At 71.1% G+C, this 21,031-nt stretch carries 20 protein-coding genes; 9 read left to right on the plus strand and 11 right to left on the minus strand.

What is annotated here, in order from left to right; translation table 11 throughout:
* Positions 1-150: 150 nt before the first annotated feature.
* From IF78_RS0112110 to IF78_RS0112140, 7 genes are all read right to left on the minus strand, one after another.
* The gene (locus IF78_RS0112110) at positions 151-930 is read right to left on the minus strand and encodes an ABC transporter ATP-binding protein (RefSeq protein WP_031481080.1); all 780 of its coding nucleotides are present in this window, start codon (positions 928-930) and stop codon (positions 151-153) included.
* Positions 923-1,852 carry an ABC transporter permease gene (locus tag IF78_RS0112115; protein WP_031481078.1) on the minus strand — a complete coding sequence of 310 codons (930 nt, stop codon included), beginning with the start codon at positions 1,850-1,852 and terminating at the stop codon, positions 923-925. Before IF78_RS0112115 ends, IF78_RS0112110 begins: the two co-directional genes overlap by 8 nt.
* Before the next feature lie 96 nt (positions 1,853-1,948).
* Entirely contained in the window at positions 1,949-2,845 is an 897-nt protein-coding gene (locus IF78_RS0112120; protein WP_031481076.1) for a glycosyltransferase family 2 protein, read from the minus strand.
* 5 nt (positions 2,846-2,850) lie between these two features.
* Entirely contained in the window at positions 2,851-3,630 is a 780-nt protein-coding gene (locus IF78_RS0112125; protein ID WP_078662415.1) for a CDP-alcohol phosphatidyltransferase family protein, read from the minus strand.
* Positions 3,608-4,669, minus strand: a complete 1,062-nt coding sequence (locus IF78_RS0112130; protein ID WP_031481072.1) for an iron-containing alcohol dehydrogenase family protein — start codon at positions 4,667-4,669, stop codon at positions 3,608-3,610. The genes IF78_RS0112125 and IF78_RS0112130 overlap by 23 nt, the downstream gene beginning before the upstream one ends.
* Positions 4,657-5,409: a phosphocholine cytidylyltransferase family protein gene (locus IF78_RS0112135; protein ID WP_031481070.1), complete on the minus strand. Its 753-nt coding sequence runs from the start codon at positions 5,407-5,409 to the stop codon at positions 4,657-4,659. The genes IF78_RS0112130 and IF78_RS0112135 overlap by 13 nt, the downstream gene beginning before the upstream one ends.
* A complete protein-coding gene (locus IF78_RS0112140; RefSeq protein ID WP_031481068.1) occupies positions 5,406-7,214 on the minus strand; it encodes a DUF5941 domain-containing protein in 1,809 nt (602 codons plus the stop codon). The genes IF78_RS0112135 and IF78_RS0112140 overlap by 4 nt, the downstream gene beginning before the upstream one ends.
* A 278-nt stretch (positions 7,215-7,492) precedes the next feature.
* Here IF78_RS0112140 and galE point away from each other — a divergent pair, with 278 nt between their 5' ends.
* The 3 genes from galE (at position 7,493) to idi (ending at position 10,379) form a co-directional block, all read left to right on the plus strand.
* Complete coding sequence (galE, locus tag IF78_RS0112145; RefSeq protein WP_031481066.1) at positions 7,493-8,485, plus strand: UDP-glucose 4-epimerase GalE; 993 nt, start codon at positions 7,493-7,495, stop codon at positions 8,483-8,485.
* Between the two features lie 177 nt (positions 8,486-8,662).
* Entirely contained in the window at positions 8,663-9,598 is a 936-nt protein-coding gene (locus IF78_RS0112150; protein ID WP_031481064.1) for a cation diffusion facilitator family transporter, read from the plus strand.
* A gap of 187 nt (positions 9,599-9,785) precedes the next feature.
* The gene (gene idi, locus IF78_RS0112155; protein ID WP_031481062.1) at positions 9,786-10,379 is read left to right on the plus strand and encodes an isopentenyl-diphosphate Delta-isomerase; all 594 of its coding nucleotides are present in this window, start codon (positions 9,786-9,788) and stop codon (positions 10,377-10,379) included.
* A gap of 60 nt (positions 10,380-10,439) precedes the next feature.
* On the opposite strand, the gene IF78_RS0112160 is transcribed toward idi, so the two are convergent.
* Positions 10,440-10,952 carry an ATP-binding protein gene (locus IF78_RS0112160; protein WP_051827781.1) on the minus strand — a complete coding sequence of 171 codons (513 nt, stop codon included), beginning with the start codon at positions 10,950-10,952 and terminating at the stop codon, positions 10,440-10,442.
* A 247-nt stretch (positions 10,953-11,199) separates the two neighbouring features.
* Here IF78_RS0112160 and IF78_RS0112165 point away from each other — a divergent pair, with 247 nt between their 5' ends.
* On the plus strand, positions 11,200-11,949 hold the full coding sequence (locus IF78_RS0112165; RefSeq protein ID WP_031481058.1) for an enoyl-CoA hydratase/isomerase family protein: 750 nt from the start codon (positions 11,200-11,202) through the stop codon (positions 11,947-11,949).
* On the opposite strand, the gene IF78_RS0112170 is transcribed toward IF78_RS0112165, so the two are convergent.
* Both IF78_RS0112170 and IF78_RS0112175 read right to left on the minus strand, forming a co-directional pair.
* Positions 11,936-12,571, minus strand: coding sequence for a DJ-1/PfpI family protein (locus tag IF78_RS0112170; RefSeq protein ID WP_031481056.1), 636 nt, complete (start codon positions 12,569-12,571; stop codon positions 11,936-11,938). The two genes, IF78_RS0112165 and IF78_RS0112170, sit on opposite strands and share 14 nt — an antisense overlap.
* Positions 12,572-12,615: 44 nt before the next feature.
* Positions 12,616-13,575, minus strand: coding sequence for a GlxA family transcriptional regulator (locus IF78_RS0112175; RefSeq protein ID WP_031481054.1), 960 nt, complete (start codon positions 13,573-13,575; stop codon positions 12,616-12,618).
* 114 nt (positions 13,576-13,689) lie between these two features.
* Between IF78_RS0112175 and IF78_RS0112180 the strand changes: the two genes are divergently transcribed.
* The 5 genes from IF78_RS0112180 (at position 13,690) to IF78_RS0112195 (ending at position 19,287) form a co-directional block, all read left to right on the plus strand.
* Positions 13,690-14,559 carry an SCO6745 family protein gene (locus IF78_RS0112180; protein ID WP_031481052.1) on the plus strand — a complete coding sequence of 290 codons (870 nt, stop codon included), beginning with the start codon at positions 13,690-13,692 and terminating at the stop codon, positions 14,557-14,559.
* 107 nt (positions 14,560-14,666) lie between these two features.
* The gene (locus tag IF78_RS50410; protein WP_267882952.1) at positions 14,667-14,798 is read left to right on the plus strand and encodes an LPFR motif small protein; all 132 of its coding nucleotides are present in this window, start codon (positions 14,667-14,669) and stop codon (positions 14,796-14,798) included.
* A gap of 103 nt (positions 14,799-14,901) precedes the next feature.
* Positions 14,902-17,277: a Tex family protein gene (locus tag IF78_RS0112185; RefSeq protein WP_031481050.1), complete on the plus strand. Its 2,376-nt coding sequence runs from the start codon at positions 14,902-14,904 to the stop codon at positions 17,275-17,277.
* 149 nt (positions 17,278-17,426) lie between these two features.
* Positions 17,427-17,984, plus strand: a complete 558-nt coding sequence (locus tag IF78_RS0112190) for a putative glycolipid-binding domain-containing protein (RefSeq protein ID WP_031481048.1) — start codon at positions 17,427-17,429, stop codon at positions 17,982-17,984.
* 106 nt (positions 17,985-18,090) lie between these two features.
* Positions 18,091-19,287, plus strand: a complete 1,197-nt coding sequence (locus IF78_RS0112195) for a serine hydrolase domain-containing protein (protein WP_031481046.1) — start codon at positions 18,091-18,093, stop codon at positions 19,285-19,287.
* A gap of 57 nt (positions 19,288-19,344) precedes the next feature.
* Here the strand turns inward: IF78_RS0112195 and IF78_RS0112200 are convergent, their stop codons facing one another.
* Entirely contained in the window at positions 19,345-20,985 is a 1,641-nt protein-coding gene (locus tag IF78_RS0112200) for an ABC-F family ATP-binding cassette domain-containing protein (RefSeq protein ID WP_031481044.1), read from the minus strand.
* Between the last annotated feature and the right edge of the window lie 46 nt (positions 20,986-21,031).

Below are 21,031 nucleotides of genomic sequence, written 5' to 3' on the forward strand. Positions count from 1 at the left end.
CCTGCGCATCACAACAACACACCGATTGGCGCCAAGATTCCTCAAACCGACCGGAGTTGACGTTTCCTTTGCAGACGCGGGGCCCCGCCGGGGCAGTTCCGGCGGGGCCCGGGGAAGCGTGCTGGGCCGGACGGCCCATGTCCGGGTGGACTACTTGCCCGTGAACTTCTCGTACTCCTTGAGGACCTCGTCCGTCGGTCCGTCCATGCGCAGCTCGCCACGTTCCAGCCACAGGACGCGGTTGCAGGTGTCTCGGATCGACTTGTTGTTGTGACTGACGAGGAACACGGTGCCGGCTTCCTTGCGCAGCTCGCGGATGCGTTCCTCGGAGCGCTTCTGGAACTTGCGGTCGCCGGTGGCCAGCGCCTCGTCGATCATGAGGACGTCGTGGTCCTTGGCGGCGGCGATGGAGAAGCGCAGCCGGGCCGCCATGCCGGAGGAGTACGTGCGCATCGGCAGGGTGATGAAGTCGCCCTTCTCGTTGATGCCCGAGAAGTCGACGATCCCCTGGTAGCGCTCCTTGATCTGCTCGCGGGACATCCCCATGGCGAGCCCGCCCAATATGACGTTGCGCTCGCCGGTCAGGTCGTTCATCAGCGCCGCGTTCACGCCCAGCAGTGAGGGCTGGCCGTCGGTGTAGACCTTGCCCTTCTCCGGCGGGAGCAGACCGGCGATGGCCCGCAGCAGGGTGGACTTGCCGGAGCCGTTGGAGCCGATCAGGCCGATGGCCTCGCCGCGGTAGGCGACGAAGGAGACCCCGCGGACGGCGTGCACCTTGCGGACCCCGCGTTCCTCGCCCCGCTTGAGGATGCGGCTGAGGGCGGCGGTGGCGCTGCCCTTGCCGGTCTTGGCGCCGTTGACGCGGTAGACGATGTGCAGCTCGTCCGCGATGACGGTGGGAATGCGCGCGTCGGTGTTCTGCTCAGCCACGGCCGTACCTCTCCTCCGCCTTCCAGAAGTACACGAAGCCGCCCGCCGCGAACAGCACGGCCCAGCCGAGCGCGACCGCCCAGACGTGGTCGGGGAGGTTCGAGGAGCCGTAGCCGTCGATGAGCGCGAAGCGCATCAGGTCCATGTAGACCGCGGCCGGGTTCCACTGCAGGACGTCGGCGATCCACGCCGGCTTGTCCTTGAGCATGACCGGGATGGAGAACATCACGCCGGACGCGTACATCCACGTACGCATCACGAACGGCATGAGCTGCGCGAGGTCCGGCGTCTTGGCGCCCGCCCGGGCCATGATCATCGCCAGGCCGGTGTTGAAGAAGAACTGCAGGACCAGCACGGGGACGATCAGCAGCCAGGACATGGCCGGGTAGCTGCCGAAGATCAGTGCCACGGCGAACAGCACGATCATCGAGTACAGCAGCTGCTGGAGCTGCTGCAGCGCGAAGGAGATCGGCAGTGAGGCGCGCGGGAAGTGCAGGGCGCGGACCAGGCCGAGGTTGCCGGAGATCGCGCGGACGCCGGCCATCACCGAGCTCTGGGTGAAGGTGAACACGAAGACGCCCGTGACCAGGAACGGGACGTACACCTCGCGGTTCATGCCCCGGTCGGCCTCGAGGATCAGGCCGAAGATGAAGAAGTACACGGCCGCGTTGAGCAGCGGGGTGGCCACCTGCCAGAGCTGCCCGAGCTTCGCCTGGCTGTACTGGGCGGTCAGCTTCGCCCGCGAGAACGCGAGGATGAAGTGCCGCCGGTCCCAGAGCTGGCGGATGTACTCGAACAGCGAGGGACGGGCGCCGCTGACGGCCAGCCCGTACTTGGCGGCGAGCTGGGCCGCCGTGAGTCCCTCGTCGGGCGACGGAGGCGCGCTCACCGCGACTCCTCCGTCGTGCGTTGTCTCACTCACCAGTTGAAACTTTCGTCTTCGAGATGCGCAGCCTGTGCGGGCATGGCATGAACCTGGGGCCGGGTTGCAGCCCGGGGGCTCTCAGGACCGAGCTTGTCAGATGACGGGAGGTCGGCCCAGTCGAGTCAGCCGCCACACCGTACGCCACTTCATGGGCCTGCGGGGACCGCACGGGGAGGTCCAGCCTTCCCGGAAACCTCCGAACCATGCCCGAAGGGCGGGGCGGGAGGGCCGGCGGGCGAGGGTGAGCAGCATCCAGACGCCCAGATAGACCGGGACGAGGGGGGCGGGGAGGTTGCGGCGGGCGAGCCAGACTCGGTTGCGGGCGACCATGCGGTGGTAGACCGCGTGCCGCGAGGGCGCGGTCGTGGGGTGGTACAGCACCATGTCGGACCGGTAGTCGATCATCCAGCCCGAGTCGAGGGCCCGCCATGCCAGGTCGGTTTCCTCATGGGCGTAGAAGAACTCGTCCGGCAGTCCGCCGACTTCGGCGAAGACCTGAGTGCGGACGGCGTTGGCGCCGCCGAGGAAGGTGGTGACCCGGGACGAGCGCATCGGGTCCGAGGCGCGCAGTCGGGGAACGTGGCGGCGCTGGGTGACACCGGTGTCCGGGTCGGCGATGCGGAAGCTGATGATGCCGAGCTTCTGGTCGGCTTCGAAAGCCTCGCGGCACAGCTCGGCGGTGTCGTGGTGGGCGAGGAGGCCGTCGTCGTCGAGGAACAGCAGTATGTCGACGTCCCGGCCGCTGGGGCCGAAGGCCTCTATGCCTACGTTGCGGCCGCCGGGGATGCCGAGGTTCTCGGGCAGCTCGATCGTGCGGACGCCCTCGGGGACGTCCGGGACCGGGGAGCCGTTGCCGACCACGACCACCTCGACCGGCTCGCCGTCCTGCTTGGCGACCGAGTCGAGGAGGGCACGCAGCTCGTCGGGGCGGTTACCCATGGTGATGACGACCGCGCCGACCTTCGGTGAGGATGCCGGTGACTTGCCCATGCCGCTCACTTCAGCCTGCTCGAGGCCAGGATGGAGACGAGGTGCAGCAGGGTCTGGAGCAGCGCGATGCCGGCCAGCACCGCGACGCCGAGCCGGGAGAAGAACAGGTCGCCGCGCATCTGGTCGGCGATCGCCAGGGCCAGGATCAGCAGGGACGCCTCGATGCCGAGGATCAGCCGGTGGAACTTGAGGGCGGCGGCGGCCTTGCGGGCCAGCGCCATGCCGGAGGTGCGCATCTCGGAGGCGGCTTCCTTGACCGGCGGCTTCCCGGCCTGGTGCCGGGCGACGCCGACCAGGTCGGTCTCGGCCTTGATCAGGATGGCGCCGAGAGCGGCCAGCGTCCCGAGGAAGGCCCACAGCCAGTCGATACGGCCGCTGCCCCACAGGTCGGCGGCGCGCAGGCCGAAGCCGACGAGCACGGCGGCGTCGGTGAGGTAGGCGCCGACGCGGTCCAGGTAGACGCCGTTCAGCGAGTACTGCTTCTTCCAGCGCGCGATCTCGCCGTCGACGCAGTCCAGCAGCAGATACAGCTGGACGCACACCACGCCGAGCACGGCACCCGCGATCCCCGGCACCAGCAGGGCAGGGGCCGCGAGCACACCGAAGACGGTCATCAGGTACGTGAGCTGGTTGGGCGTGACCCTGGTGTTCACCAGGTAGCGGTCGACCCGCAGGGACACCTCGCGCATGTAGAGGCGTCCCATCCAGTGCTCACCGCTGCGCCGGTCCTTCACCCCCGCGGGGTGAACGACGGGGCGGAGTTCAGCTACCGATGGCCTTGACATAGTCGGCGTAGATGTCCTTGATCTGGTCGGTGGTCAGGTCGAGGTGTTCGAGGATCGTGTAGCGGCCGGGCCGGGTCTGAGGGGCGAAGTGCACGGCGCGCACGAACTCGTCGTCCGTGAAGCCGATCTCCTCCGGCAGTACCGGCAGCCCGTGCCGACGCAGCACCTCGGCCATGTAGGCCGACTCCTCGTGGGCTCCGCGCAGGTACATCGCGAACGCCGCGCCAAGGCCGCACTGCTCGCCATGGGCGGCGGCGCGCCTCGGGTACAGCAGGTCGAAGGCGTGGTTGATCTCGTGGCACGCGCCGGAGGAGGGGCGGGAGTCGCCCGACACCGACATGGCGATACCGCTGAGCACCAGCGCCTCGGCCAGCACCTGCAGGAAGCCGGTGTCCCCTATGCCGCCGGGGTGCCGCAGCACCGCCTCGCCCGCCTGCCGGGCGATCGCGGCGGCGAGGCCGTCGATCTTCTCGCCGTTGACGCGGTTGGCGAGCTCCCAGTCCGCGATCGCGGAGATGTTGGAGATGGCGTCGCCGATGCCGGCGCGCACGAAGCGTGCCGGGGCCTCGTGGATGACGTCGAGGTCGATCACGACCGCGATCGGGTTCGGCACACCGTAGGAGCCGCGCCCGGCGTCGTTGTCGAGGGTGGCGACCGGCGAGCACAGGCCGTCGTGCGCGAGGTTCGTCGGTACGGCGACCAGGGGCAGGCCGACCCGCGCCGCGGCGAACTTGGCGCAGTCGATGATCTTGCCACCGCCGAGCCCGACGACGGCGTCGTAGTGGCCGGCCTTTATGTCACCGGCCAGCCGGACCGCGTCGTCGAGGGTGCCGCCGCCGACCTCGTACCAGGTGGCGCCGGGCAACGCGGGAGCGAGCCGCTCCTTGAGCCTGGAGCCGGAACCGTTGCTGACGGCGACGGCCAGCTTGCCGGAGTGCGAGATGCGCTCGTCGGCGAGTACGCCGGTCAGGTCGTCGAGGGCACCCGGGCGGATGTCGACGACGACCGGCGAGGGGATCAGCCGGGTCAGTACTGGCATGCGATCTCCCGTCCGCGGGCGAGATCGTCGTGGTTGTCGATCTCCACCCACTTGACGTCGCCGATCGGCGCCACGTCGATGCGGAAGCCGCGGTTCACGAGCTCCTGGTAGCCGTGCTCGTAGAACTGCTGCGGGTCGGTCTCCCACACGGCCCTCAGGGCGTCGGCCAGCTCGGGCGCGGCGTCGCCCTCGATGAGGGTGACGCCGATGTACTCGCCGGTGGCCTCGGCGGGGTCCATCAGCTTGGTGATCTTCGTCATGCCCTGCTCGGGGTCGACGACGACCTTCATCTCCTCGTCGGCCAGGTCCTTGACCGTGTCCAGGGCGAGGATGATCTTCTTGCCGTCGCCGCGGGCGGCGAGCAGCGTCTTCTCCACGGAGACCGGGTGCACGGTGTCGCCGTTGGCGAGGATCACGCCGTCCTTGAGGGCGTCACGGCCGCACCACAGGGAGTAGGCGTTGTTCCACTCCTCGGCCTTGTCGTTGTCGATGAGGGTGAGCTTGAGGCCGTACTTCCGCTCGAGGGCCTCCTTGCGCGCGTACACGGCCTCCTTGCGGTAGCCGACGATGACCGCGACCTCGGTCAGCCCGATCTCGGCGAAGTTGCCGAGGGTGAGGTCGAGAACCGTGGGTTCGCCCTCTATACCCGCGGGCCCCACTGGCACCAGAGCCTTGGGCAGGCTGTCGGTGTAGGGGCGCAGACGCCGTCCGGCGCCGGCCGCCAGCACGAGGCCGATCATGCGGGTTCTCCTTCATCGTGTACGGCGGGCGCCCCGGAGGACACCCAGAAACGGACGCTCTCGACGAGCACCACGAGGGCCACCGCCACGGCGAGGGCCGTGAGCGCGACCTTGAACTGCGCGGCGGAGAGCGCCGCGGCGAAGACGGTGACGAGCAGCGTCCGTCCCTCGTGCCCCCCGATGGCGCGCACCAGCCAGGCCGGCGGCGCCCCGGCGTTGCCGCGGATGCGGTACACCGTGTCGTAGTGATGGTAGGCGACGGCGGCCACCAGGCCGAAAGCCGCAGGAAGGGCTCCGTTTACCTCGGCTTTGACTGCGAGCGCGAGGACGGCGCCGTATTCGGCCGCCCGGAAGAACGGCGGAACCAGCCAGTCGAGGGCGCCCTTGAGGGGCCGGGCGACGGCGAGGCCCGAGGTCACGGCGTACACGAGCGCGGCGAGAACGGTCCAGGGTCCGCCGAAGTCGGTGAGTGCGGCCGTGGCGACGAGCGCGATGCCGCCGAGCAGGGCAACGGCGGGGACGGCGAAGCCGGGCAGTCGCCGCGCGGGGTTCTTCAGCGCCTCCGCGAAGCCCTGCGCGAGCGGCCCGGAGTCCGCGAGGTCGGCCAGCGCGGTCGCCGCCCGGTCGGTGCGGCGGGCCTTGCGGGTCAGCGAGCGCAGCACACGGCCCGCCGTCGTGTACGTGGCGGCGAAGGCGCAGCCGATGAGCAGCGCGTAGAAGGTGATGCGCGGGGTCGTGGCCGCCGTCAGGATCGCGATCATCGCCCAGCGCTCACCGATGGGCAGCACGATCATCCGGCGCACCCACACCGTCCAGCCGACGCTGTCGAGCTTGCCGGAGAGGGCGGCCGTGGGGCTGGTGTTGGCGGTGGCGTCGTGGTTGGCCTCGTTGAAGGAGAAGTCCACGACGTGCCGGCAGGTCTGCAGGACCATCGCGCCGAGGGCGAGGGCCCACACGTCCTCGCCGCCACGGGCGGCTCCCAGGGCGAGGCCCGCGTAGTAGGCGTACTCCTTGGCCCGGTCGAAGGTGGCGTCCAGCCAGGCGCCGAGCGTGGAGTACTGCAGGGAGTAGCGGGCGAGCTGGCCGTCGGTGCAGTCCAGCACGAACGAGAAGATCAGCAGCAGGCCGGCCGCGATGAACCCGCCTCGGGTGCCGGTGGCCGCGCAGCCCGCCGCGATGAGGGCGGTGAGCAGGGAGGCGGTGGTGACCTGGTTGGGGGTCAGGCCCCGGTGGGCGCACCAGCGGGCGATGTAGCGGGAGTACGGGCTGATGAAGAAGGTGGTGAAGAAGCCGTCGCGGGCCTTCACGGCCGACTTGAGGCGTACGGCCTCGTCGTCGACGGCGGCTACGGCCTGCCGTGCCTCGTTGCGGGCCTGCGGGTCGGCCGGGACGGCGGCGACCAGGCTGCCGAGCTCGGGGCGGTGCACCTCGGTGCCATCGTCGGTGAGGGCGGTGACGACGCGGTCGGCGAGGCTGTCGACGGCGAGCGCCGTACCGCCCCCCGCGGAGGTCTCGCGGGCCATCGCGCGGGTCAGGGCCTGGCGGCCGGCGGGCTGGGCCGTCACGGCGCCCGCGATCGCGGCGAGCGGGAAGCGGGGGTCGGTGAGACCGAGGCGCAGCGCGTGCAGGTGGCCGACGAAGCGGGCGTCGACGACGGCGACGCGCTGATCACCGGGCACCTGGGCGAGGAGCGTCTCGGCGTCGGCCGGGTCGGCGGCGACCCGCACGTCGTAGCCGAGGGACCGCAGATCGCCCTCGATCGACGATCCGGGGACCGGCTGACCGGTGAGGATGGCGGTCGACAACCGAAGTCACTCCCTGGGTGCCGGCGTGTCCGCGCCGGTCGTGTACGTGGGTGGCGGCGCCCGTTGGCGGGGGCCGGGCGGCGTGTCGGCAGAGGCTATCGGATGATTGGAAGCCAACGTTCACCGGCCGTTTGGCGGAGCGATCAACGTGGTTTGCCCTGAGCTTTGCCGCGATCATCATCGGGGATCCCCGGTCCCGCCCACAAACCCGCACCGACAGACCGGGACATCAGGGACACCGCAGGCACCCAAGGTGCTTCGGCATAGGGTGGGCGACCATGACATGGCTGATCACAGGCGGAGCCGGCTACATCGGGGCACATGTGGCGCGGGCCATGACCGACGCCGGGGAGCGGGTCCTCGTACTGGACGATCTCTCGGCCGGGTTTCCCGCGCGGCTGCCGGCGGAGGTCGAGCTCGTCGAGGGCTCGGCGCTGGACGGTGACCTGCTGAAGCGGGTGTGCACCGAGCACGCGGTGACGGGTGTGGTGCATCTCGCCGCGCGCAAGCAGGTCGGTGAGTCGGTGGCGCAGCCGACGCGCTACTACCGGGAGAACGTGGGCGGCCTGGCCACGCTCCTGGAGGCGGTCGCCGAGGCCGGGGTCAAGCGGTTCCTGTTCTCGTCGTCCGCCGCCGTCTACGGCAACCCGGATGTGGATCTCATCACGGAGGACACACCGTGCGCACCGGTGAACCCGTACGGCGAGACCAAGCTCGCCGGGGAGTGGCTGGTGCGGGCGGCGGGCCGGGCGCACGGCATCTCGACGGTGTGCCTGCGCTATTTCAACGTCGCGGGCGCCGCCGCGCCCGAACTGGCCGACACGGGCGTCTTCAACATCGTCCCCATGGTCTTCGACCGGCTCACCCGCGACGAGGCCCCGCGGATCTTCGGCGACGACTATCCGACGCCGGACGGTACGTGCATCCGCGACTACATCCATGTGGCCGACCTCGCCGAGGCGCACCTGGCGGCGGCCCGGCGGCTCACCGAGGCGGACCCGAGCGGTGATCCGACGGATCTGACGGTCAACATCGGTCGCGGGGAGGGCGTCTCCGTCCGCGAGCTGATCACCGTGATCGGCGAGGTGACGGGCGACCGGCGAGCGGCCGTCGTGGAGGCCCGGCGCCCCGGGGACGCCCCGCGCGCGGTCGCATCGGCCGCGCTCGCCGCCGAGGAACTCGGCTGGGCGGCTCGGCGCGGGGTGCGCGAGATGGTCGAGTCGGCGTGGCGGGGGTGGCTGCTGCATCACGGCGGCCGATCGAGCGGCTGATCACGCGCGAAGCGTCCGATCATACGCAAAGCCCTGACCTGCGGATCGTTTCCGCAGGTCAGGGCACATGACAACGGTGTTCAGTGCCGCGTTGCCCGATACCCCCCACCCGTAGTTCACTGTGATCCCGGACCGAATTTCCGATCGTCCAAGGACCACAGAAGGGCGGCTCTTCCCATGGGGGCTGGGCACGATCACGGGCACTCGCATGTGCCGACGAGCGGCACGGCGGCCGCCGCGTACCGCGGGAGACTGCGCGTCGCACTGTCGATCACGCTCGGCGTCATGGTGGTCGAGATCATCGGTGGCGTGGTCGCCGACTCGCTCGCCCTGATCGCGGACGCGGCCCACATGGCGACGGACGCGCTGGGCCTCGGCATGGCCCTGCTGGCCATCCACTTCGCGAACCGCCCGCCGAGCGACAAACGCACCTTCGGCTACGCCCGCGCGGAGATCCTCGCCGCCCTCGCCAACTGTCTGCTCCTGCTCGGCGTCGGCGGCTATGTCCTGTACGAGGCGATCCAGCGGTTCCTCACGCCCGCGGCCACCGAGGGCGGCCTGATGATCGTGTTCGGCGCGATCGGCCTGGTCGCGAACATGATCTCGCTGTCGCTGCTGATGCGCGGCCAGAAGGAGAGCCTGAACGTGCGCGGCGCCTTCCTCGAGGTGGCCGCGGACGCGCTGGGCTCGCTCGCGGTGCTGATCTCGGCGGCGGTGATCCTGGCCACCGGCTGGCAGGCCGCCGACCCGATCGCGTCGCTGGTCATCGGCCTGATGATCGTGCCGCGCACCTTCAAGCTGCTGCGCGAGACCCTCGACGTGCTGCTGGAGTCGGCCCCCAAGGACGTCGACATGGCTGAGGTGCGGGCTCACATACTCGCCCTGGACGGCGTCGAGGACGTCCACGACCTGCACGCCTGGACGATCACCTCCGGCATGCCGGTGCTGTCGGCCCATGTGGTGGTGCGCTCCGACGTCCTGAACGCGATCGGCCACGAGAAGATGCTGCACGAGCTGCAGGGGTGTCTGGGCCACCACTTCGACGTGGAGCACTGCACCTTCCAGCTGGAGCCGAGCGGTCACGCCCAGCACGAGGCCCGGCTCTGTCACTGAAACAACCGTACGGTCCGACAAAACGCCAGTACGGGCGGAATGCAGCGATCCGGTGGTCGGCCGCGTCCTCACCCTCACAGCGCCACCGCTGACGGTTCCGTGCCCGCCGCGCCGGGCACGATCAACTGCCGGGAGTGCCGGATTCGTACGGCACACTTGGGGCGCAAGACCGAAGCGAAGGATGGGTATGCCGATCACACCTGCGACCACGACGCACAGTCCGTCGAACGGCGCCGCAGACGCGATTTTGCTGGAACTGGTCGACGAGAACGGTGTGACGATCGGCACCGCGGAGAAGCTCGCCGCCCATCAGCCGCCGGGGCAGCTGCACCGCGCCTTCTCCGTGTTCCTCTTCGACGAGCACGGCCGGCTGCTGCTCCAGCAGCGGGCGCTCGCCAAGTACCACTCCCCCGGCGTGTGGTCCAACACCTGCTGCGGTCACCCCTACCCCGGCGAAGCCCCCTTCGCGGCCGCGGCCCGGCGGACGTACGAGGAGCTCGGCGTCTCCCCGTCACTGCTCGCCGAGGCCGGCACGGTCCGCTACAACCACCCGGACCCGGACTCGGGCCTGGTGGAGCAGGAGTACAACCACCTGTTCGTCGGCATGGTGCAGTCCCCGCTGCGGCCCGACCCGCAGGAGGTCGGCGAGACCGCCTTCGTGACGTCGGCGGAGCTGGCGGAGCGCCATGCGAAGGACACCTTCTCGTCCTGGTTCATGACCGTGCTCGACGCGGCCCGCCCCGCGATCAGGGAACTGACGGGCCCGTCGGCCGGCTGGTGACGAGCCGGGACCCGATCAGCCGGAGCGGCCCGCGACGCCGGGGCGCTCCGAACGGCCGACCTAGGGCATGCGCACCACGGGTTTCAGCGGGACGGCGGCCCAGATCACCTTGCCGCCGCTCGCCGTGTGCTCGACGTCGCACACGCCGCCCGCCTCCCGCGTGACCTCGCGCACCAGGAGCAGGCCGCGGCCGCCGGTCTGGCCGTGGTCCGCCTCCAGGGCGGTCGGGCGGTAGGGGTGGTTGTCCTCCACTGACACCCGGAGCCACTCGGCGCCGACGGCGACCTCCACGGCGAGCATCGGCGAAAGTAGCGCCGCGTGCCGGACGGCGTTCGTGACCAGCTCCGAAACGATCAGCAGCAGTCCCTGGACCAGGTCGTCCGATACCGGCACGCCCTGGCGGTACAGCAGGTCCCGTACGGCGTGCCGCGCCTGTGGGACCGAGGCCTCGACGGCGGGGGCGGTGAACCGCCAGACGCCTTCGTACGGCAGGGGATTCGGCGGGCGCTGACCGAGGGGCTCGTCCGCGCCGCCTGCTGGGCGTGGGCCGGACCCGCGCCCATGGTTCTCCATCGTCCGGTCGCCACCCTCGCGCTCGATTGTCACCACACGTCGAGTGTTGGTAACGCGCAGGTCCGGACCGTCGACCTGAACACAAGTCAGCAGGTATCGAACGATTCTGATCGTTGGCGTATGACACGGTCAGTTGTGGGACCACTCCTGTCCCGCTCGTGCCGACTTGGGCAACTCTTCGGGTTGTACGGGTTTGACGTCGGCCTTCCTCGTCGGCCGTTCGGCGCGAGCGGATAGCATCCGCCGCATGGAGCCCCAGCTGCTGCACAGCGTCACCGACTCGGTCGCCACCGTCGTCATCCACCATCCGGCCAAGCGCAACGCGATGACGGCCGCGATGTGGCGGGCACTGCCGCCGCTGCTCGGCACACTGGCCGCCGACCCTGCCGTGCGGGCGCTGGTGCTGGCCGGCGAGGGCGGGACCTTCTGCGCGGGCGCCGACATCTCCACGCTCAGGGGGTCGTCCAAGGAGGCTCAGGATCTGGCCGTGGCGGCGGAGGAGGCACTGGCCGGCTTCCCGAAGCCGACGCTGGCGGCGATCCGCGGGCACTGTGTGGGCGGCGGGTCGCAGCTGGCGGCGGCGTGTGATCTGCGGTTCGCCGAGGAGGGGTCGCTGTTCGGTGTGACGCCGGCGAAGCTGGGAATCGTGTATCCGGCGTCCTCCACGCGGCGGTTGGTGTCGCTGGTGGGACCGGCCACCGCCAAGTTCCTGCTGTTCTCGGGCGAGTTGATCGACGCGGGGCGGGCCCTGCGGACCGGCTTGGTGGACGAGGTGCTGCCCGAGGGTGAACTCGGCAAGCGGGTCACGGAGTTCACCCGGATCCTGGTGTCACGCTCCCAGCTGACGCAGGCCGCGGCGAAGGAGTTCGCGAACGGGCGCACCGACCGCGACGAGCACTGGGCGGAGCAGGCACGCGCAAGCGGCGACACCGCGGAGGGCGTCGCCGCGTTCCTGGAGCGCAGGCAGCCGCGCTTCACCTGGACTACGTCAGACTGAAGCGGCTGTTCGTGCGGAACTCCTCGACGAGGTGGGCGGGGGCCTTCCGCGGGGAGCCGGCGTCGTAGGGCGGCTGCGGGTCGTACTCGATCAACAGCTGTACGGCCTGGGCGTGTTCGTCACCGGCGATCTTCCCGACCAGGGTCAGGCCCATGTCGATGCCGGAGGAGACACCGGCCGCGGTGATGTACTTCCCGTCGGGCACCACCCGCTCACCCGTGGGCTCGGCGCCGTACTGCGGCAGGAAGTCGAGGGTGAGCCAGTGCGAGGTGGCACGGCAGCCGTCGAGCAGGCCCGCGGCGGCGAGGAGCAGCGAGCCGCTGCAGACGGAGGTCGTCCAGGTGCTTGTGGCGTCTGCGGTCCTGAGCCAGTCCAGGAGGGCCTCGTTCTCGATCTCGGCGAAGGTTCCGGGCCCGCCCGGCACCACCACGACATCCGGGTACGGCACATCGGCCAGGGCCTTGTCCGCGGTGAGGCCGAGGAACCCCGTGTCGGCGCGTACCGGGCCCGCCCGGTCGGCGACGAAGTCGACGCGCGCGTCCGGGAGACGGCTCAGGACCTCGTAGGGCCCCACTATGTCGAGTGCGGTGAAGCGGTCGTACAGGACCATCGCGATCTGCATCGGGTTTCCCTTTCCGGCGGGCTTCGGCCCGGTTCTCGTCGGGCTCACTGGACGACCACGGGGCGGAAGCGGCGGCGGTACTCGACCGGGGCCGTCCCGAGGCTTTTGACGAAGGCGCGCCGCATGGCCTCGGGGGTGCCGTAGCCACAGGCGCGGGAGATCTCCTCGACGCCGTCGCGCGTGTCCTCCAGGAGGCGGCGGGCGTGTTCGAGGCGGACCCGGTCGACGTACCGGCCCGGAGTCATGCCGGTCTCGTGCTGGAACGCGCGGGCGAAGTGGCGCGGGGACAGGCTCGCGCGGGCGGCCAGCGCCTCGACCGTGAGGTCGGCGTCGGGGTGTTCGGTGATCCAGCGCTGGACCTCCCTGAGGGGCTCGCGGCGCGCGGTCTGGGCGGCGAGCTGGGCGCTGAACTGGGCCTGGTTTCCGGGCCGGCGCAGGAAGACGACCAGGTGGCGGGCGATGCCGAGGGCGACGTCCCGGCCCAGGTCCTCCTCGACGAGGGCGAGGGCGAGGTCGATGCCCGAGGTCACGCCGGCGGAAGTGGCGACATGTCCGTCGCGTACGTAGATCGGGTCCGGGTCGACGTCGACGGCCGGGTGGTCGCGGGCGAGCTTGTCGCAGTACGCCCAGTGGGTCGTGGCCCGGCGACCGTCGAGCAGACCCGCCTCGGCGAGCAGGATCGCACCGGTGCAGACGGAGACCAGGCGCTCGGCACGGGGGCCGTGGCCACGCAGCCAGTCGGTCAGGGCGGGTTGCGGGCAGCGGGTGCCCTTGCCGCCGGGGACGACGAGGGTGTGCGGGTCGGGAGCGTCGGCGAGGGCGTGATCCGGTACGACGGTGAGGCCGCCGGACGTGCGGACCGGACCGCCGTCCGGGGAAGCCGTGCGGATGCGATACGTGCCCGGCGTGTGCGTCTCGGCCCCCATGAAGACCTCCAACGGCCCGGTGACATCGAGGCTCTGCACGTCGTCGAAGAGCAGGAAGAGAACGGTTCGCGGCGCCATGGCACCGATTCTTCGTGTGCCGTCCGGACAGCCGCAATGACGTGTCCCCCACCTTTCCTGCCATGCTTCACGCGCGCGTGGAGGGCGTACCAAGCGGTTGGTAATCTCCGGGCCATGACTACTGCCGCCCTTGAGTCCCGTGCCGGCCGACGCTGCCAGAGCGTGTTGAACACCCTGCACGCGACGTCCTACTTCGCCCCGGAGCTGGGCACGGAACTCGCCGCACTCGGCGTCACCCATCCCAGGGCCGTCAACTTCGCGGTGCGGGCGGCCGCGCTGGGGCCGGTCGGTGCGGGTGCGGTGACGGCGACGTTCTACAACTACAAGCACGACCTGGTGGCCCGGCACATACCCGCGGTCTGGGCGATCGCCTCCCCCGAGGACGTACTGGCGGCACGCGCGCGTGCGGTCGACGCGACGCTGCGGCGGCTGCTCGGCGAGGAGGCGGTGACCTCTGCGGAGATGGCGGAGGCCGCACGGCTCGCGCTGCGCGCCACCAAGGCCTGTTCCCGCAGCGCGCGGCCCCTGTACTCGGCGCACGCGGACCTGCCGGTCCCCGAGGAACCGCACCTCGCCTGCTTCCACGCCGCCACCCTGCTGCGCGAGCACCGGGGTGACGGCCATCTCGCCGTACTCATGGCGGCGGGGCTCGACGGCCTGGAGGCGGTGGTGACCCACACCGCGACCGGCAAGGGCATGACGCCGAAGTGGGTGTGCGCCACGCGTGGCTGGACTCAGGAGGACTGGGACGCGGCGTCCGCACGACTGCGCGAGCGGGGGCTTCTCGACGGCGCGGGCGAGCTGACGCCGGACGGGGTCGCCCTGCGCCAGGAGATCGAGTCCGAGACGGACCGCCTCGACCGGGCACCGTACGAGCACTTGGGGGCGGAGGGAGTGGCACGCCTGACGGAGCTCGGCGCGGGGTTCGCGCGGGCGGCCGCGATGGCGGGGGCGTTTCCGGCGGATCTGATCGGCAAGGGCTGAGCCGCACGCCGAACGCGCGCACAGGGCCCGTGCTGCATGGCGGGCCTCAGCCGCGGTACCCGGTCCTCGGCCGGCCATCGGGGCCGGGAAAGGACAGGTGAACCACCGTGCTTCGAGCGATCGCAGATGTTCTGCGCCAGATAGGCGGCGCCATCGCCACCGTCGTGACCTTGCCGTTCCGGGCCCTCGCGCGGCTCTTCGGGGGCGCTTCCGGCAGCACACGCAGCCGCAGGGTCTGATTCCGACCCGCCGCGACCGGCCGCGTTGCCGCCCTGATCCCCGGTTGTCGGTGTCACCTGCCACAATTGCCGCGCAACCTCAGTGAGAAAGCGGGACGGGATCGTGACGACACCCCTCGTAGGGTCCATCGAAGGCAGGATCGCCGCGGAGCTCGGCGTACGGGAGCGGCAGGTGAAGGCTGCCGTGGAGCTGCTCGACGGCGGTTCGACGGTGCCTTTCATCGCCCGCTACCGCAAGGAAGCGACCGAGATGCTCGACGACGCGCAGTTGCGCACGATCGAGGAACGGCTGCGCTATCTGCGGGAGCTGGAGGAGCGGCGGACGGCGATCCTCGACTCGGTGCGCGAGCAGGGCAAGCTGACCGAGGAGCTGGAGGCGCAGATCCGCGGCGCCGAGACCAAGGCGCGGCTGGAGGACATCTACCTGCCGTACAAGCCCAAGCGCAGGACGAAGGCGCAGATCGCCCGCGAGGCCGGTCTCGAGCCGCTCGCCGAGGGGCTGCTCGGCGACCCGAGCGTCGAGCCCCTCGCCGCTGCCGCCGCCTTCGTCGACGCCGACAAGGGCGTGGCCGATCCGCAGGCCGCGCTGGACGGCGCCCGCGCGATCCTCACCGAGCGGTTCTCGGAGGACGCCGACCTGATCGGCGAGCTGCGCGAGCGCATGTGGGTGCGCGGGCGGCTGGCCGCCAAGGTGCGGGAGGGCAAGGAGGAGGCGGGCGCGAAGTTCGCCGACTACTTCGACTTCGCCGAGCCGTTCACGGAGCTTCCCTCGCACCGCATCCTGGCGATGCTCCGCGGCGAGAAGGAGGAGGTCCTCGACCTCGTCCTGGAGCCGGAGGAGCCCACGGACGGTCCCTCCTCGTACGAGGGGATCGTCGCCGGCAGGTTCGGGATCACCGACCGCGGCCGTCCCGCCGACAAGTGGCTGACGGACACGGTCCGCTGGGCCTGGCGCACCCGCATCCTCGTCCACCTCGGCATCGACCTGCGGCTGCGCCTGCGCACGGCCGCCGAGGACGAGGCCGTGGGCGTCTTCGCGGCCAACCTCCGCGACCTGCTGCTCGCCGCCCCGGCCGGCACGCGCGCGACGCTGGGCCTGGACCCGGGTTTCCGTACGGGCGTGAAGGTGGCCGTGGTCGACGCGACCGGCAAGGTCGTCGCGACCGACGTCATCTACCCGCACGTCCCGGCGAACAAGTGGGACGAGGCGATCGCCAAGCTGGCCCGGCTGGCGAAGGAGCACGCGGTGGAGCTGGTCGCGATCGGCAACGGCACCGCCTCCCGCGAGACCGACAAGCTCGCCGGTGAACTCATCACCAAGCACCCCGAGTTGAAGCTCACCAAGGTGATGGTGTCCGAGGCCGGCGCCTCGGTGTACTCGGCCTCGGCGTTCGCCTCGCAGGAGCTGCCCGACATGGACGTGTCGCTGCGCGGCGCGGTGTCGATCGCCCGCCGCCTGCAGGACCCGCTGGCCGAGCTGGTGAAGATCGACCCGAAGTCGATCGGCGTCGGCCAGTACCAGCACGACCTGTCCGAGGTGAAGCTGTCGCGCTCGCTGGACGCGGTGGTCGAGGACTGTGTGAACGGCGTGGGCGTGGACGTCAACACGGCGTCGGCGCCTCTGCTCGCCCGGGTCTCCGGCATCACCTCCGGGCTGGCCGAGAACATCGTGGCGCACCGGGACGCGAACGGCCCCTTCAAGTCGCGCACCCAGCTGAAGGGCGTGGCGCGGCTCGGCCCGAAGGCGTACGAGCAGTGCGCGGGCTTCCTGCGCATCCGCGGCGGCGACGACCCGCTGGACGCCTCCAGCGTGCACCCCGAGGCGTACCCGGTCGTCCGGCGCATGGTGAAGACCTCCGGCCAGGAGGTGGCCTCGCTCATCGGCAACACGGGCGTGCTGCGGTCGCTGAAGCCGACCGACTTCGTGGACGAGACGTTCGGTCTGCCGACCGTGACGGACATCCTCAAGGAGCTGGAGAAGCCCGGGCGCGACCCGCGTCCCGCCTTCAGGACGGCCACCTTCAAGGAGGGCGTCGAGAAGATCTCCGACCTGTCGTCCGGGATGGTCCTGGAAGGCGTCGTGACGAACGTGGCGGCCTTCGGGGCATTCATCGACATCGGTGTCCACCAGGACGGTCTGGCGCACGTCTCCGCGCTGTCGAAGACGTTCGTCAAGGACCCCCGGGACGTGGTGAAGCCCGGTGACATCGTCAAGGTGAAGGTCCTCGACGTCGACATCCCGCGCAAGCGGATCTCCCTGACGCTGCGGCTCGACGACGAGGCGGCCCCGCAGGGGCAGCAGCAGGGCGGGGGCGGCGGCGAGCGCCGGCAGCGGGGCGGGCGTCCGCCTCAGCAGCGACAGGGACGCGGCGGCGGTGGCGGCGGTGGCTCGCGCCAGGCGCCTCCCCCGGCCAACAGCGCGATGGCGGACGCACTGCGCCGCGCGGGTCTGCTCGACCCGAAGCAGGGCAAGCGCTGAGCCGACGTAGGCGAGGCAAGCGCTGAACGGAGTAACGCCGGTCAAGCACGGAGCCGGAATACGTCGGGCATGCGCCGACGCGACACGCGGGCCCGGCCTCTCCGGATACACATGGAGGGTTCGGGCCGGTTCGCCCGTAGGGTGACGACATGGCGACGTCACGTGTCATCACCTGGGAGGTGTCCGCGAGCAACGGCCTGGAGACCGCATGGGCCGAGCTCGGCGCCGACGCCCTGCGGACCCGCGGCCGGGCGGTCGGGACATCGCCACAGCCGTACTGGATCTCGTACGAACTCGACACGGCCGACGGCTTCGTGACGCGTCGGCTGCGGGTCACCGCCGAGTCCGCGGACGGCGTGCGCACGCTCGAGCTACGGCATGACGGTGCGGGCCGGTGGACGGCGAACGGTGAGCGTCTGCCCGACGTCGAGGGTGCCCTCGACTGCGACCTGGGCCTGTGCCCCCTCACCAACACCATGCCGGTGCTGCGGCATGGACTCCATCTGTCGCCGGGGGAGCGGAAGTTCCTGATGGCGTGGGTGTCGGTGCCGGACCTGACGGTGCTGCCGTCGCGGCAGACCTACACGCACCTGGGGCAGGGCCGTGTTCGCTTCGTCTCCGGCGACTTCCGCAGCGACATCACCTTCGACGGCGACGGATTCGTCATGGACTACCCGGGGATGGCGACGCGGTTCGGCCGATCCTGAGGGCGCGGCCTTGGGCCATGTGCAGTAGCGGGCGCGGCTGCCGGGATCCGGGCGGGAATGGCTGGACGGACCACTAGTGTGCCCGCCGCCCGCCCAGGGAGAGCCGATGCCGACCCCCGTACCGCCTCGCCGCCGTTCGCCACTCGGCCCCCGCCTCGCGGCGGCGTCCCTCATCACCGTCTGTCTGGTGCTGCTGTCCTCTGTCGGAGCGGGCGCCGCCCAGCGGCCCGGACCGCACCCTCACGACACGCTCCAGCAGCAGCTGGACGACCTGGTCCGCACGCCGGGCGGCCCGCCCGGCGCCATCGCCGTCCTCCGCGACGGCCGGGGCAGCCGGGTCGTCCGGGCCGGCGTCGCGAACCTGGCCACCGGGCGCAGACCCGAAGCCGGAGACCACATGCGCATCGCCAGTGCGGCCAAGGCGTTCAGCGGCGCGGTGGCGTTGTCCCTCGTCGACCGCCGCTACCTGCGTCTCGACGACACCGTGCGTGAACGGCTGCCGCGCCTGCCCCGGGCCTGGGGCTCCGTGACGCTGCGCCAGTTGCTGAACCACACCAGTGGCCTGCCCGACTACTCGCGCGCCCCGGCGTTCGCGCGGACCCTGCAGGCGAATCCCCGGCACCGCTTCGACTCCCGCCGGCTGCTCGACTACGTCGCCGACCGGCCGCTGCTGTTCCGGCCCGGCACCCGCTACCAGTACTCCAACTCGGACAACATCGCCGTCGCCCTGATGGCGGAGGCGGCGACCGGCGTCCGATACGAACGGCTCCTGGACGAGCTGGTGTACCGGCCACTGGGACTGTTCCGCACCAGCCTGCCGCAGGGCCATCTGATGCCGGTGCCCTACCTGCACGGCTACGACGTGAGCCCGCCCGCGCCGCCGGAGGACGTGAGCGAGGTCCTCGGCATGTCCGGGGTCTGGGCGTCGGGCGGCGTCGTCTCCACGCCCATCGACATGACGCGCTTCGTCCGCGGCTACGTCGGCGGCCGGCTGTACGGCCACCATCTCGTGCGGGAGCAGCGCCGCTGGATTCCCGGGGCGGCGTCCGAGCCCGCCGGGCCGGGCCGCAACGACGCGGGCCTCGCCCTCTTCCGGTACACGACCCGGTGCGGTGTGGTGCTGGGGCACACCGGCAACACGCTCGGCTACACGCAGCTGATCGCCGCCACGCCGGACGGGCGCCGGTCGCTGACGTTCTCGGTGACCACCCAGATCACCGAGGCCATGAATGCCGATCTGCTGCGGAAGCTGCGCGCCGTGCAGGAGAACTTCGTCTGCGCGCTGCTGCGCCGCGGGCACTGACGCACGCGCCCTGGCGTTCGGCAACTCGGCGTCCGAACTCCTCGGCGTTCGGCCACCTCAGCGCTCCGTCACCTTGCCGTCGGCGACCTCCAGGCGGCGGGTGACGTGGACCGCGTCGAGCATGCGCCGGTCGTGGGTGACCAGGAGCAGCGTGCCCTCGTAGGCGTCCAGGGCCGACTCCAGTTGCTCGATGGCAGGCAGGTCGAGGTGGTTGGTGGGCTCGTCCAGGACCAGCAGGTTGACGCCCCGGCCCTGGAGGAGGGCGAGGGCGGCGCGGGTGCGTTCGCCCGGGGAGAGGGTGGCCGCCGAGCGCAGGACGTGGTCGGTCTTCAGCCCGAACTTGGCCAGGAGGGTGCGTACTTCGACCGGTTCGGTGTCCGGGACCGCGGCGCAGAAGGCGTCCAGTAGCGACTCCTCGCCGTGGAACAGCTTGCGGGCCTGGTCGACCTCGCCGACCAGGACGCCGGAGCCGAGCGTCGCCTGGCCCGCCGTCAGGGGGATACGGCCCAGCAGGGCGCCCAGCAGCGTCGACTTGCCCGCGCCGTTCGCGCCGGTGACCGCCACCCGGTCCGCCCAGTCGATCTGCAGGGACACCGGGCCGAGGGTGAAGTCGCCGCGGCCCACCTCGGCGTCCCGCAGGGTCGCCACCACCGCGCCCGAGCGGGGCGCCGACGCGATCTCCATGCGCAGCTCCCACTCCTTGCGCGGCTCCTCGACGACGTCCAGGCGCTCGATCATCCGCTGGGTCTGGCGGGCCTTCGCGGCCTGCTTCTCGCTGGCCTCGCTGCGGAACTTGCGGCCGATCTTGTCGTTGTCGTTGCCCGCCTTGCGCCGGGCGTTCTTGACGCCCTTGTCCATCCAGGAGCGCTGCATCTGGGCCCGGTCCTGGAGGGCGGCCTTCTTGTCGGCGTACTCCTCGTAGTCGTCGCGGGCGTGTCGGCGGGCGACCTCGCGCTCCTCGAGGTAGGCCTCGTAGCCGCCGCCGTAGAGGTTGATCTGCCCCTGGGCGAGGTCGAGTTCGAGGACCTTGGTGACCGTGCGGGCGAGGAACTCGCGGTCGTGGCTGACGACGACCGTGCCGGCGCGCAGGCCGCTGACAAAGCGCTCCAGGCGCTCCAGGCCGTCGAGGTCGAGATCGTTCGTCGGCTCGTCCAGCAGGAAGACGTCGTAGCGGGACAACAGGAGCGAGGCCAGCCCCGCGCGGGCGGCCTGGCCACCCGACAGGGACGTCATCGGCTGGTCCAGGTCCACCGCCAGGCCCAGCGAGTCGGCGACCTCCTCCGCCCGCTCGTCGAGGTCGGCGCCGCCCAGGTCCAGCCAGCGCTCCAGGCTCGTGGCGTACGCGTCGTCCGCGCCCGGCGCCCCGTCGACGAGGGCCTGAGTCGCCTCGTCCATCGCGCGCTGGGCCTCGGCGACTCCGGTACGGCGGGCCAGGAACTGCCGTACGGTCTCGCCGACGCGCCGCTCCGGCTCCTGCGGAAGGTGACCGACGGTCGCGGCCGGCGGGGACAGCCGCAGCTCGCCCTCCTCCGGTGCGAGCAGCCCGGCGAGCAGCCGGAGCAGCGTGGACTTGCCCGCGCCGTTGGCCCCGACCAGGCCGATCACGTCTCCGGGCGCGACAACGAGATCGAGCCCACTGAACAGGGAACGGTCGCCATGACCGGCGGCGAGGTTCTTGACGACGAGGGTGGCAGTCACAGGGGGCGATCCTAGTGGCCGGCACGCACGGAACGCGTCGGTGTTT

The organism is Streptomyces bicolor (genome assembly GCF_000719285.1).
GTDB lineage: Bacteria > Actinomycetota > Actinomycetes > Streptomycetales > Streptomycetaceae > Streptomyces > Streptomyces bicolor.

Coding starts and splice junctions, on each gene's coding strand:
- IF78_RS0112120 (WP_031481076.1), bottom strand. CDS start 2,845: ATGGGCAAGTCACCGGCATCCTCACCGAAGGTCGGCGCGGTCGTCATC.
- IF78_RS0112130 (WP_031481072.1), bottom strand. CDS start 4,669: ATGCCAGTACTGACCCGGCTGATCCCCTCGCCGGTCGTCGTCGACATC.
- IF78_RS0112190 (WP_031481048.1), top strand. CDS start 17,427: ATGGCGACGTCACGTGTCATCACCTGGGAGGTGTCCGCGAGCAACGGC.
- IF78_RS0112180 (WP_031481052.1), top strand. CDS start 13,690: ATGACTACTGCCGCCCTTGAGTCCCGTGCCGGCCGACGCTGCCAGAGC.
- IF78_RS0112160 (WP_051827781.1), bottom strand. CDS start 10,952: ATGGAGAACCATGGGCGCGGGTCCGGCCCACGCCCAGCAGGCGGCGCG.
- IF78_RS0112150 (WP_031481064.1), top strand. CDS start 8,663: ATGGGGGCTGGGCACGATCACGGGCACTCGCATGTGCCGACGAGCGGC.
- IF78_RS0112170 (WP_031481056.1), bottom strand. CDS start 12,571: ATGCAGATCGCGATGGTCCTGTACGACCGCTTCACCGCACTCGACATA.
- IF78_RS0112135 (WP_031481070.1), bottom strand. CDS start 5,409: ATGATCGGCCTCGTGCTGGCGGCCGGCGCCGGACGGCGTCTGCGCCCC.
- IF78_RS0112175 (WP_031481054.1), bottom strand. CDS start 13,575: ATGGCGCCGCGAACCGTTCTCTTCCTGCTCTTCGACGACGTGCAGAGC.
- IF78_RS0112125 (WP_078662415.1), bottom strand. CDS start 3,630: ATGTCAAGGCCATCGGTAGCTGAACTCCGCCCCGTCGTTCACCCCGCG.
- IF78_RS0112165 (WP_031481058.1), top strand. CDS start 11,200: ATGGAGCCCCAGCTGCTGCACAGCGTCACCGACTCGGTCGCCACCGTC.
- galE (WP_031481066.1), top strand. CDS start 7,493: ATGACATGGCTGATCACAGGCGGAGCCGGCTACATCGGGGCACATGTG.
- IF78_RS0112195 (WP_031481046.1), top strand. CDS start 18,091: ATGCCGACCCCCGTACCGCCTCGCCGCCGTTCGCCACTCGGCCCCCGC.
- idi (WP_031481062.1), top strand. CDS start 9,786: ATGCCGATCACACCTGCGACCACGACGCACAGTCCGTCGAACGGCGCC.